The sequence below is a fragment of the Fictibacillus sp. 7GRE50 genome (assembly GCF_015903875.1).
GTDB lineage: Bacteria > Bacillota > Bacilli > Bacillales > Fictibacillaceae > Fictibacillus > Fictibacillus phosphorivorans.
The window spans coordinates 992198-1004199 of the sequence record NZ_JACZDW010000001.1 but is presented as its reverse complement, the minus strand read 5'-3'; the positions used below and the strand labels follow the sequence as shown (position 1 = coordinate 1004199).

Annotated in this window: 9 protein-coding genes; 2 read left to right on the top strand and 7 right to left on the bottom strand. The window is 38.8% G+C overall.

Going from position 1 to position 12002, the window contains the following annotated elements:
• Positions 1-9: 9 nt before the first annotated feature.
• Positions 10-1041 carry a UDP-glucose 4-epimerase GalE gene (gene galE, locus IHV12_RS04835; RefSeq protein ID WP_197190041.1) on the top strand — a complete coding sequence of 344 codons (1032 nt, stop codon included), beginning with the start codon at positions 10-12 and terminating at the stop codon, positions 1039-1041.
• Positions 1042-1663: 622 nt separating this feature from the next.
• Here the strand turns inward: galE and IHV12_RS04830 are convergent.
• The 7 genes from IHV12_RS04830 to IHV12_RS04800 all read right to left on the bottom strand — a co-directional run bounded on the left by IHV12_RS04830 (position 1664) and on the right by IHV12_RS04800 (position 9239).
• Positions 1664-1969, bottom strand: coding sequence for a hypothetical protein (locus IHV12_RS04830; protein ID WP_197190040.1), 306 nt, complete (start codon positions 1967-1969; stop codon positions 1664-1666).
• A gap of 782 nt (positions 1970-2751) precedes the next feature.
• Positions 2752-3786 carry an ABC transporter ATP-binding protein gene (locus IHV12_RS04825; protein WP_197190039.1) on the bottom strand — a complete coding sequence of 345 codons (1035 nt, stop codon included), beginning with the start codon at positions 3784-3786 and terminating at the stop codon, positions 2752-2754.
• A complete protein-coding gene (locus IHV12_RS04820; protein WP_197190038.1) occupies positions 3770-4804 on the bottom strand; it encodes an ABC transporter ATP-binding protein in 1035 nt (344 codons plus the stop codon). The genes IHV12_RS04825 and IHV12_RS04820 overlap by 17 nt, the downstream gene beginning before the upstream one ends.
• Positions 4805-4826: 22 nt before the next feature.
• Positions 4827-6356: an ABC transporter substrate-binding protein gene (locus IHV12_RS04815; protein ID WP_197190037.1), complete on the bottom strand. Its 1530-nt coding sequence runs from the start codon at positions 6354-6356 to the stop codon at positions 4827-4829.
• A gap of 18 nt (positions 6357-6374) precedes the next feature.
• Positions 6375-7262, bottom strand: coding sequence for an ABC transporter permease (locus tag IHV12_RS04810; protein ID WP_197190036.1), 888 nt, complete (start codon positions 7260-7262; stop codon positions 6375-6377).
• Positions 7259-8188 carry an ABC transporter permease gene (locus IHV12_RS04805; RefSeq protein ID WP_197190035.1) on the bottom strand — a complete coding sequence of 310 codons (930 nt, stop codon included), beginning with the start codon at positions 8186-8188 and terminating at the stop codon, positions 7259-7261. The genes IHV12_RS04810 and IHV12_RS04805 overlap by 4 nt, the downstream gene beginning before the upstream one ends.
• 238 nt (positions 8189-8426) lie before the next feature.
• Positions 8427-9239: a helix-turn-helix domain-containing protein gene (locus IHV12_RS04800; RefSeq protein ID WP_197190034.1), complete on the bottom strand. Its 813-nt coding sequence runs from the start codon at positions 9237-9239 to the stop codon at positions 8427-8429.
• Positions 9240-9420: 181 nt separating this feature from the next.
• Here IHV12_RS04800 and IHV12_RS04795 point away from each other — a divergent pair, with 181 nt between their 5' ends.
• On the top strand, positions 9421-11673 hold the full coding sequence (locus tag IHV12_RS04795; protein ID WP_197190033.1) for an FAD-dependent oxidoreductase: 2253 nt from the start codon (positions 9421-9423) through the stop codon (positions 11671-11673).
• Positions 11674-12002: the final 329 nt, after the last annotated feature.

Genomic DNA, 12002 nt, shown 5'->3' with positions numbered 1-12002 from the left:
GGGAACAAAATGGCTATTCTAGTCACAGGTGGTGCTGGTTTCATCGGTAGCCATACCGTAGTTCAATTAATCCAATCAGGATTTGATGTGGTCATACTTGATAATTTTTTGAACAGTGATCCAGAAGTATTAAACCAATTACATACAATTACAGGAAAAGAGATAAAGTCCTATAACATAAATCTTTTAGATAAAGAAAAGGTTCAAGAAGTCTTTTGTGAAAACAGCATCGATGCCGTTATTCACTTTGCCGGGTTAAAAGCGGTAGGGGAGTCTGTTGCAAAACCTCTGCATTATTACCATAACAACATTACTAGCACCTTAATTTTATGTGAAGTGATGAAGGATCATGGTGTGAAGAAAATCGTATTTAGTTCTTCTGCTACAGTATATGGTGCGGCTAATAAAATACCTTTGACGGAAGATACGCCACTTGGTGCAACGAATCCGTATGGATGGACGAAGCTGATGCTAGAACAAATCTTTAAAGACCTACACACGTCCGACAATGAATGGAGCGTAGCCCTTCTTCGCTACTTTAACCCAGTAGGTGCTCATACAAGTGGATTGATTGGAGAAAAGCCAGGTGAGATTCCAAATAACCTAACCCCATACATTACACAAGTTGCCGCAGGAAAGCTTGATAAATTGCGCGTCTTTGGCAATGACTATGATACAAAAGATGGTACAGGTGTACGAGATTATATTCATGTGGAAGACTTGGCGATCGGGCATTTGAGAGCTTTAGATAGAGTACTGACAAATACAGGTGTGGATACATATAACTTGGGAACAGGCAAAGGATTTAGCGTAATGGACATTATCCAAACCTTTGAAAAAGTAACAGGTGTGTACATTCCGTATGAAGTAATCGAACGCCGCCCTGGAGATGTCGCGGTCAGTTACGCAGATACAACAAAAGCCAAGCAAGAACTCCGCTGGGTCGCAGAAAAAGGATTAGAAGACATGCTGCGAGATGCATGGAAATGGGAGCAGAAGCAAGGGAAGTGTTTCGTTCCACATCTTGTTAAGAGAACTTAGGATCAAGTAAATTAGGTAAACGTGAAAAATGCAGATGAGGCTAATATGAAGCGAAGGAACGGGTAGTAAAAGGTCCTGTTCTTCCAAATACCTTCTGGTAGTCCTAGCATGTTCTGAAGTTTTTACTGAAAGGTTACAAGATGAATCTTAATGATTAATTACTTCATAGACATGGACAGAAACGATTCATAAGAAAAAAGGTGCAATTACAGCGAATTTAAAGCAGGTGGCAATGCTCATATAAAAGATAAGTTCGTATCTACGCTACATTATACAAATTGCTGCAGAACAATTAAACATTATAAAAAAAGTAAATAAAGGCACATAAGTTGAGGTTGGTCGCATTTGTTCACAGAGACCATGCATGAGATTCATGCGAGGCTTGATGTAAATTAGACTTTCTTAATGTATAAAAAGCAGATACGAATAGTCTGGAACGTTTAAAAGCACCTGTAGAAGATAACAGGTGCTTTTAAATAAGTTGGTAATAATAGGTAAAACTGACTACAGCTATATGAATGACTAGTCAGGAGAATGAATAGTGAGTGAAAGTAACTTCTTTAAAGGAATTAACTATGGTTTATTGATCAGTATTCCACTATGGATTGCATTTTTTGGCTGGTTATCTATCAAACGGATGAGTTGAAACGAGTCGTGCTATAATTTGTCTATTAATTCGTTGAAAGTATTGCACAACGGCTTGTGGATCTGTTTCAAAATAATAAATGCTGCCATTACAACGATAGGGTTTATAGTACCAAATTCCTTTTGTAATAGCTGAAAAACGTTTGAATTTGTCCCCCGTTTCTTCCTTTAACCATCGTGCAGCTTCTTGAATACTAATGGCTTCAAAAACAAGCGTTTTAGCTTTATAAATGTTGACAGGTACATTCAATTTATCTTTAAGCTTAGGTTTAATCCTTTCCATTGCACTCTCCTATATTGAAAATTAGTAGTTAAATAAGCACGTAATCAATAGTTGAATCATTATACAAATTTTAACATATATAATAACTTTCTCATAGTTATAAAGTCATGGTTTTTAAGAGCTCTTTTGGGAGATAGTGTAATATATTCTTTGCTTGTAACTTATAATTTTAGCTCTATTGCATGGGAGTCATCATAACTTGATAAATAAGGTATGTGGCATATTTTGGCTTGTAATAATAAGGCACGAAAAGTGAAATTAAGGGAACTTTCCAGTAAAATCATCGTATAAATTATTAGAGCTTAATCCTTAAAAATGATAGAGGGATCTATATGACAAAAAAGAAGATGGCAAAGGTCATCTTATGGGGAATCTTATTATCACTGCCATTATGGCTGCTTACCATATTAGTTGTAGTCACCATATGGATTATATTTTAATGTACGAAGATTAGATTTGTCAGAACACGTCAAGAGGTCTGAAGGCAGCAGATAGCAGTAGCCTAAGAAGATGGTGTTTTGTTACTTGGATAGCTAGAGGGAGTCTGCAACAAACATTCACGCCAAGGAACACGAACTTCATAATGAGGTAAGTTAAAAACTGTATAATGCTGGATTATACTACCTCATATGTAAAAAAATAAAGTCCATATCTTTACTAATAAGCAATGAAGTTTCGAATTTCCAAATCGTTAAATTTCAAATGTTGCTAAAATATTGTTGCTTAGTAAAAAGATGCTCGTCATACAAGACGAACATCTTTTTTGTATATTTGTCGTAAGATCAACTGATTATTACACTCTTTTTAACTGGAGAATCCTCACCAATTGGGAAGTGGCAAGCGCTGTAATGATCGTTATGGCTACGAGAAGTGAGTACTGGTTCTTCAACCTTGCATCTATCTTGGACTTTCCAGCAACGCGTTTGAAAGCGACAACCATTAGGTGGATCTGCTGGTGACGGAATATCGCCTTCTAGAATGATCTCTTCCTTGTCATGCTTCAACCATGGCTCTGGGTCGGGAACTGCTGATAATAGTGCTTTCGTATAAGGATGAGTAGGTGATTCAAAAATATCTTCACGGTTGCCGGTTTCAATAATTTTACCTAGATACATCACTGAAATTTTATTACACAAATGGCGAACAACTGAAAGGTCATGAGATATAAATAAATAGGCGAGTCCGAGTTTATTCTGTAAATCTTGAAGTAAATTTAATATTTGAGCTTGAACAGATACATCGAGTGCTGAAACAGCTTCATCACACACTAGAAGCTTTGGTCGAAGAGCGAGTGCTCGAGCGATACAAATGCGTTGCCGTTGACCACCAGAAAACTGATGAGGATAATTGTGTGCACTGTTAGGGTTCAATCCAACAAGTCTCATCATTTTCGCCACTTCTTGGTCCCAGTCTTTTTTATCCACGATACCAGGATGAATCAACCATGGCTCTGTAATAAGATCTTTAACACGCATTCTTGGGTTTAAAGAAGCATCAGGATCCTGAAAGATTAATTGAACGTCTTTTCTTAATTCTTGCATTTCTTTATTAGATATATTGGTGAGGTCTTTACCTTCAAAAAGGATGCTACCACTTTTGGATTTTTCAAGGCCAAGAATCGTGCGGGCAACCGTAGATTTCCCGCATCCAGATTCTCCAACAAGCCCCATCGTATCGCCAGGATAGATAGTAAAGCTCACGCTAGAAACAGCTTGCACTTCGGAAGTGGTACGCCGAAAGATACCAGTCTTGACCGGGAAAGAGGTTACGAGATCATGAACTTCTAAAATCGGTAGTGTATTAGAATGATTTGTCATTTAACACATCCTCTGCAAAATGACATGCACTTTTACGACCTGGTAATATTTCCAATAAAACAGGTTCCTTTTGTCTGCATAGTTCTGTTGCCATAAAACATCGTGGATGAAAGGCACAACCAGTTGGTGGATCCGCTAAATTGGGTGGCAATCCTTCAATAGACTTTAAACGCTCACCATTTTGTGTTGAAGAAGGAATGGAAGCCATGAGCCCGACGGTATACGGATGTGCAGGATTTCTGAAGATCGTTTCAACATCTCCAGTCTCTACGATATGCCCAGCATACATGACAGCGACCCGATCAGCATTTTCAGCAACAACACCTAAATCATGTGAGATCAGAATTAATCCCATATGATTACGATTTTGTAGATCCTTCAAGAGTCGCATAATTTGGGCTTGAACAGTCACATCTAGTGCCGTAGTCGGTTCGTCAGCAATCAATAATTTTGGATCCATCGCTAGGGCAAGAGCGATCATAACACGTTGCTGCATTCCTCCAGAAAATTGATATGGGTATTGCTTATAACGATTTTCTGCATCAGGAATGCGAACCAACTTCATTAGCTCGATCACACGTTTTTCTGTTTCTTTTTTTGAAAGATTTTTTCTTTTTCTAAGTGCTTCACCAATTTGGTATCCCACTGTTAAAACAGGATTCAATGCACTCAGAGGATCTTGGAAGATAATTGAAAGGCTCTCCCCATACAATTTACGGCGTTCAGCTTCCGACAACTTCACGAGATCTTTACCCTCAAATAAAATCTCTCCACCTGATATGACACCCCCAGGTTTAGGAAGCAATCCCATAATAGCTAAAGCTGTCGCACTTTTCCCACTACCCGATTCACCTAATATAGCTACTGTTTCTGCACGATAGACGTCTAGAGAAATATCATTCACAGCTTTTGCAACTTTTTTCCGCGAATGGAATTCTAAAGAGAGGTTCCGCAGCTCAATAAGTGGTTCATCGCTAGGTAGCTTATTTTTATCCTTAGATGCTTCAGTTGCTTTCATAAGAAACCTCCTTACTTAAGTGTTATTCGATCGATACTTTATGAAAATTTGGAGCACCTGTCGGACTAGCTTCTAGCCCCTTAACGTTCTTACGTACAGCATAGATTTGCTTTAGCTGTAACGGGAAAATACCAACTGCATCGTCCCAAATGATCTTGTTTGCTTTATCGTAAAAATCTTGACGTTCAGACGCATCTGTTGACTGTTTAGCTTTGAGAAGCAACTCATCTAATTTTTTATTTTTGTAGCCGTTACGATTGGCTTCTGAAATATATAATCGACCTAATGTATAGTCTGCGTCTCCACTAATGACAACGTTTGTTTGTAAATCCATATCCCAATCGAGTGCGGTTAGCTTTTCGATCCACTCTGCTCTTTCTAATTGATCTGGTTTAACTTTTACGCCAATTTTATCCCAGTATGAAGTCATCGCTTTTTGAAGTTCTAGTATTTGTGGGCCAGATCCTTTACTCCACATCATGCTAGTTTCAAATCCATTCGGATAACCAGCTTCTTTTAATAACTCTTTCGCTTTTTCTGGATTATACTCGTATGGCGTTTGTTCTGAATAACCAAAAACAGATGAAGGGATAGGGGCTTGCATGACTTCGGCTGTGTCACCGTATAAGTCTTTCACGATTGCTTTAGTATCAAGAGCATGCCACATAGCTTTACGAACACGAACATCATCAAATGGTTTTTCACCACTGTTGAACCAGTTGAAGTAGTAATAGTAACTGGCAGTATCGACGATGTTAATCTTATCGTTCTGTTTTAATTGACCTATTAAATCTGATGGAATCGTCCAAGTGGCATCGATCTCACCCGTCTCAACAGCCGTCATTCTAGCTGCGTTTTCAGGAATATTCATGATCTTTAACTTCGTTAGTTTAGGCGCACCGTTCCAATAATCTTTGTAACCAGTCAAATTCAAGTCTTGTTCAGGTTGGAAAGAATCCACCTTAAAGGGGCCACTGCCAATCGGTTTTCGAAAGAAATCTTCTCCAGTTGCTTGGTCTGCAGGAGTGATGAACAATAACGTTAGGTTATAAAGCATATTTCCAAGGGGAGTTTTGGTCTTTATCGTTATCGTTTTATCGTCAGTAGCTTGGATGGAGTCAAGCTGAGCCCATAACACAGTTAATGGTGATTCTTTTCGTTCTACTAGTTGATCAAGGGAAGCTTTAACATCTTTTGAAGTAAGTTTTGTTCCGTCATGGAACGTTACATCCGTACGCAACTTAAATACCCAAGTATTTTCATCGGGTTGTTCCCACTCAGTAGCTAAGCTAGGGGTAAAATCATCCCCATCTTTCTTCACAAGCGTGTCGTAAATTTGTGTAGCCGCTAAGATGGTTGGCGGTTCTCCATGAGCTGAACCGTAGGGGTCTAGAGAGATAATTCCGAGATCATTTGCGACGGTTAACTCCTGTTTTTTCTCACTCTTTCCATCTGATGAACCTTCATCCGAATCACCACTGATTCCCGCGCATCCTGAAGCAACCAAGATCAACATACATAAAGAGATGAGCGATAGGTACCACTTTTTCATAAAAACCCCTCCAATATATTAATTATTTAAATATGGGTCAGATTCATCTCTCAATGTATCTCCCAAAAATCCAACACAAACAACTAATATGGCTAAGGCGATACCAGGCATGACTGAAATCCACCAAGCCGTACTAATATAATCACGACCAAGAGAAATCAGTAATCCCCATGAGGCATTGTCTGGAGGTGTACCTAAACCTAAAAAGCTTAGTGAAGCTTCAGAGATAATGACTAATCCTATCTGGACGGTTACGACGACTAACAAAGGGGATAAACAAACAGGCAGGATGTACTTAGTCAAAATTCGTAGATGTGACGCACCCACGACTCTGGCAGAGTCTACAAAATCTTTATTTTTAGCGGTAAGAGTTGCACTGCGGACTACTCTGGCAAAAGTTACCCAACGTGTGATGGAGAGTGTGATAATGACATTGGTAACACTTGGTCCTAAAACACCAGCTATTAATATAGCTAATAATATGGTTGGAAACGATAGCTGAATATCTGCTATACGCATAATGACTGCATCTACCCAGCCGCCAAAATAGCCTGATAGTAATCCGAGGACTACACCAATACCTCCTCCAATTAAAACAGTTGCCACTGCTACAGAAAGAGAGATTTTTGCGCCGTGTATAATCTGGGCCAAAACATCTTGACCAAGTTGATCTGTTCCTAGCCAGGATATTTCATCACCAATCTTTGAACCAGGAGGCAGTACCCGATTGGCAGTATCGGTATTGACCGGGTTGAAATCTATAATCATCGGTCCAAAAATGGCAGTGAGTACAAACAATAAAACAGGAAGGCTAAGTATGACGATCTTCCAGTTGATTTGTTTTTTAAAAGAGGGTATAAATTCGCTCTCATTATTTATGACAGTTTTTACATTCACATCATTCATGATGATTCCTCCACAGTAACCCTTGGATCGATGTAGCCATACAGAATGTCTACTACAAGATTGAGGATGATATAGATAACGGCAATTAAAGCAACCGCAGCTTGAACGACTGCATAATCACGGTACAAAATGGAATTGATTAAAAGACGACCGATTCCTGGCCAAGAAAATACAACCTCGATAATGATAGCGCTTCCAATAAATTCTCCTAATAATAAGCCCAATACGGTAACCACGGGAATGAGCGCATTGCGAAGTACGTGAATGTACAGAATAAAATTTTGCTTGAGCCCCTTTGAGCGAGCCGTTTGTACATATCCTTGGCGCAATTCTTCTAAAATTCCGCTTCGAACAAGTCTCACGATCATACCGATGAAAGGTAGACATAACGTAAATGCTGGCATTATGAGATGCCAGATCGAACCTGCTCCAGCACTAGGTAAGACTCCAAGTATCCTTGAAAAAATTAAAATTAACACGATACCCACCCAGAAGGTAGGAAGAGATTGCCCAAATAGTGAGATAAAAGAGATCATCTTATCAGCTATCCCATTCGGTTTGCGAGCGGCCTGAATCCCAAGGGGGAAACTAATAAGAATGGCGAATAAAATAGCTGTGAACGCTAGTGTTACGGTGAATGGCAATCTTTCCATAACGTGTGAAATGGCGGATCCACCAAGTCTAAAAGATTCACCAAAGTCAAAACGGGCAGCATTCAGTATGAATTCCCCATACTGGACAATGAGCGGTTTGCTCAAACCAAGAGATTCTTTTAACGATTGTATTTGTTCAGGAGTAGCGTTACTCCCTAGCATTACGGCGGCAGGGTCACCTGGTATAATCCGGACCACTGCAAAGATAATTGTAATGGCTCCCCATATTACAAAGAGCGAATAAATGAATCTTCGGATCAAATATGTGGCCAAAGAGTACAGCTCCTTTCTATTACTCTACTTATTCATTCAAAGAAATGAATGAGTTACCAATTTAGAGAAGACTAAAAATTATTAATGTTCTGAAATTTAAGGTTAAAAATGTACAACCTCCTAACGTGATATGAAGTTTATGATATTCGTGTTTGTTTTTGTTTATATGTGTTCATAATAAAGAGTTATTTAATTATTTGTCAACATAAACAAGCAAAAAAGTGCGAGGTTAATCATTCTAAACGATGTTTTGAACTCTATATTCAGAAGGACTCATTCCCATAACTCCTCTGAATACACGACTAAGATAGAATCCATTCTCATAGCCGCATCGTTCAGCGATTTGTTCTAATGTTAAATTAGTGTCGATGAGAAGGCGAGCTACTTTTAGAATGCGTAACCTTTTTACAAACTCGGACGGTTTCATGTGAAATTCACGTTGGAATCGGCGGGAAAATTGTACAGGACTCAAACCCACTAAATCAGAGAGCTCACGTAAATTAAATTTTGAATAGGCATTATTCAACAACCATTCATAAGCTTCATTCATTAAAGGATCTCCAGAATAAGTGTGATACAGATATTCATTAGGATGCATTTCTTTATCCCATTCATTACAGAGCATCTGCCAAATATCATTGAGCATATGTTGCTGCTGTATAAACTCTTTCGGATCATTCGTTAAATGATAGTTGTGTAGGTAATTAATATCTGAGTCTAATCGTAATCGGTCTGAAAGTGTAGTTTTAAAGCGAGGTAACACAAACTGATTCAACTTTAAATCTTCGTCTACATCAAAGCTAATAAAATGTAGTGCGATGGGTGTTCCAATTTTTCGACGAAACGTAATTCCTGGTGGACAAACTAGTATATCACCGGGTTCAACTGTTCCAACCTCTTCCTCGATTTGATAATCGAAGCTCCCACTATCGATCATGAACAAAATCCAAGAATCATAGATATCTTCATTCATTACGAAATTTTCCTTGCGTTCAAAATAGGTATACGATAACAGTTTTAACGAACATACCCATAAATATCTTTTATCCAAATTCAGACCACCTCTTTTGAGTAAGTGAAATAAAATATATGTGCAATGTTACATTAGTGCATGTTATAAGTCTAGTAGCAAATTTATAATGAAATAAATTAAACTAACTGTTGAATAAAGGAAATTAAGAACGATTTGTTTTGGAATAAGGTAACCAATAAGCGGACAAAGGAGCTCTTATATGAAACTAGAAACAGTTCAATCAGATATCACTATTGTAGGGGGAGGATTAGCTGGAGTTTCTGCAGCAATCTCAGCAGCGAGACTCGGAAAAAAGGTAGCGCTCGTACAGAACAGACCTGTGCTGGGGGGGAACTCTAGTAGTGAAATACGTGTTTGGGTGTTAGGCGCGACTGGTCTGGGAGTTAATCGTTATGCTCGTGAAACAGGAATTATTGGTGAGATGTTAACGGAGAATCAATTCTTAAATCCCGATGGAAACCCATACTATTGGGATCTTGTAGTACTAGAAGCGGTAAGGAGAGAACCGAATATTCACCTTTTCCTGAACACAAATGTGTATGAAGTTGAGGCAGACGGAGATGAAAACGATAGGCAAATCCGTTCTGTTACTGGTTTTATGATGGGATCAGAACGCAAGCTTCGTTTTGAAAGTCCTATGTTTTTAGATTGCTCAGGTGACGGGTTCGTTGGGTTTCTTGCGGGTGCAAAATATCGTATCGGACGCGAAGCGTATGATGAGTTTCAAGAAGAATGGGCGCCAGAGAAATCCGATAATATCACGCTTGGCAGTACGATGTTTTTCTATACAAAGGATGCAGGCCATCCGGTAAAATTTGTTGCCCCAAGTTTTGCTCAAGATATAACGAAGACGGCAATTCCGATGAAACGTGTCTTTAAAGCGGGTGACAATGGTTGTTACTATTGGTGGATCGAGTGGGGCGGAGAAGCCCACCTAGACACACTTTATGATAATGAACATATTCGTGATGAACTGTGGTCTGTTATTTATGGAATCTGGGATTATATCAAAAATTCAGGGGAGTTCGATGCAGAAAACATGACCCTAGAATGGGTGGGGAGTGTTCCAGGGAAGCGGGAATATCGCCGTTTTATTGGAGACTATATCTTAACGCAGAACGACCTTTTAACTCAGAAACAATTCGATGATAATATCGGATTCGGAGGCTGGTCCATCGATCTACATCCACCTGAAGGTATGTATGCAAGCGAGTATATCTCTAAATTATTCTGCACAGATGGGAATTTCCAAATTCCGTTTAGAAGTTTGTATTCTAAAAATGTCAGTAACCTGATGTTTGCTGGTCGAAACATTAGCGCGACCCATGTTGCTTTTGGCGCAACTCGGGTTATGGCAACGTGTTCTGTAATGGGTGAGGCAGCAGGTGCAGGTGCAGCCTTAGCGGTTGATAAAGGGGTTACTCCTAGAGATGTTTATGAAAATCACATGACTGAACTACAACAAAAACTACTGTGGAACGATGCGGCCATGATCGGTGTAACCTACGAGGGTGACTTGACTGAAGGTGCTACGGTTGAAGCGTCTAGTCAACTAACGAACTTATCTTTACCTTTATCCAAACAAACCATGCAACTAACAAACGATGTTGCGTTTATTGTTCCAGCCAACCCTAAAATTACGAAGGTTGATCTTTTAGTCGATGCTAAAGAGGATACCGAAATTAAAGTGGAGTTATGGGACACGGGGCGTCTAGAAAATTATATTTCAGGTGAGCAACATGCTAGTGATACAGTTCATGTTTCAAGAGGAGAAAAGAATTGGGTGACTGCTGAACTTCCTTGGACACCTGATTCACCTCAAAATGCCTTTATCGTTATACGTGAAAATGATGCTGTTTCTATCCATCAATCATCAGAACCACAAACAGGTACACTAGGTTTTGTGCGAGAAAAATCAGCAAATATCTCAAGGTTGCTTCAAGCTATTGATAATAATCAGTTGATTGTACAATGGAGCCAAAAACCTATTGGTCGTGATCATTTCTGTATCCGTTTACACGATGAAACGAATGCTTATATGCCAGAGCAAGTCGTTAATGGATATCTACGCCCTTATGGTGGTCCAAATATGTGGTCCTCATCTGAAATGCAAGATGGGAAGGAAGAATGGTTAGAAGTAAAGTTACCTGAAACAAGAACAATTTCTGAAATACAGCTAATCTTCAATAATGATGTAAATGAGGATTTAAATAATCTGCATGATAAACGAACACCTTTTGAAGCGTTTCCTGAACTAGTGAAAGACTACAGAATTGAAGCGCTAGAGAAAGAGAATAACGAGTGGAAGGAACTCATTGTAGAGAAAGACAATCATACACGAAGAAAGCAATATCAGTTGAGTGAGCCAATTAGTACCGATGCTGTACGATTAGTGATTGAATCGACGAATGGCTCCCGTTTTGCAGAAGTTGTGGCAATACGTTTAAAATAATAAAATAAATACTTCTTGAAGGGCTTAGATAAAATTTTATCTAAGCTTTTATTTGAGTTTCTACTATTATATAGTTACTCGTAGTTAGCTTGTTATTCTGTGCGATTATTTTTATTTCTTCTCCGCAATACTACTTCTAAAATCTATCTTTTCATTTGTTTTAACAAATAGGAGCATTATTTTTTGAACATCATTAAACAAATGTTTAATATTACAAATAAAGGATATTTATAAGTACAACTAGAAAGGAGAATGTCAATGTTCTTCAAGCACAATGAAAAGATCAAGCGGAGGAATGTTAATATTGCTTGCTGGTGTACCTTTACCGT

What these genes read in the sequence shown, in the direction of transcription:
- IHV12_RS04825 (WP_197190039.1), bottom strand. Translation starts at nt 3,786, where the DNA reads ATGACAAATCATTCTAATACACTACCGATTTTAGAAGTTCATGATCTC.
- galE (WP_197190041.1), top strand. Translation starts at nt 10, where the DNA reads ATGGCTATTCTAGTCACAGGTGGTGCTGGTTTCATCGGTAGCCATACC.
- IHV12_RS04820 (WP_197190038.1), bottom strand. Translation starts at nt 4,804, where the DNA reads ATGAAAGCAACTGAAGCATCTAAGGATAAAAATAAGCTACCTAGCGAT.
- IHV12_RS04795 (WP_197190033.1), top strand. Translation starts at nt 9,421, where the DNA reads ATGAAACTAGAAACAGTTCAATCAGATATCACTATTGTAGGGGGAGGA.
- IHV12_RS04815 (WP_197190037.1), bottom strand. Translation starts at nt 6,356, where the DNA reads ATGAAAAAGTGGTACCTATCGCTCATCTCTTTATGTATGTTGATCTTG.
- IHV12_RS04830 (WP_197190040.1), bottom strand. Translation starts at nt 1,969, where the DNA reads ATGGAAAGGATTAAACCTAAGCTTAAAGATAAATTGAATGTACCTGTC.
- IHV12_RS04810 (WP_197190036.1), bottom strand. Translation starts at nt 7,262, where the DNA reads ATGAATGATGTGAATGTAAAAACTGTCATAAATAATGAGAGCGAATTT.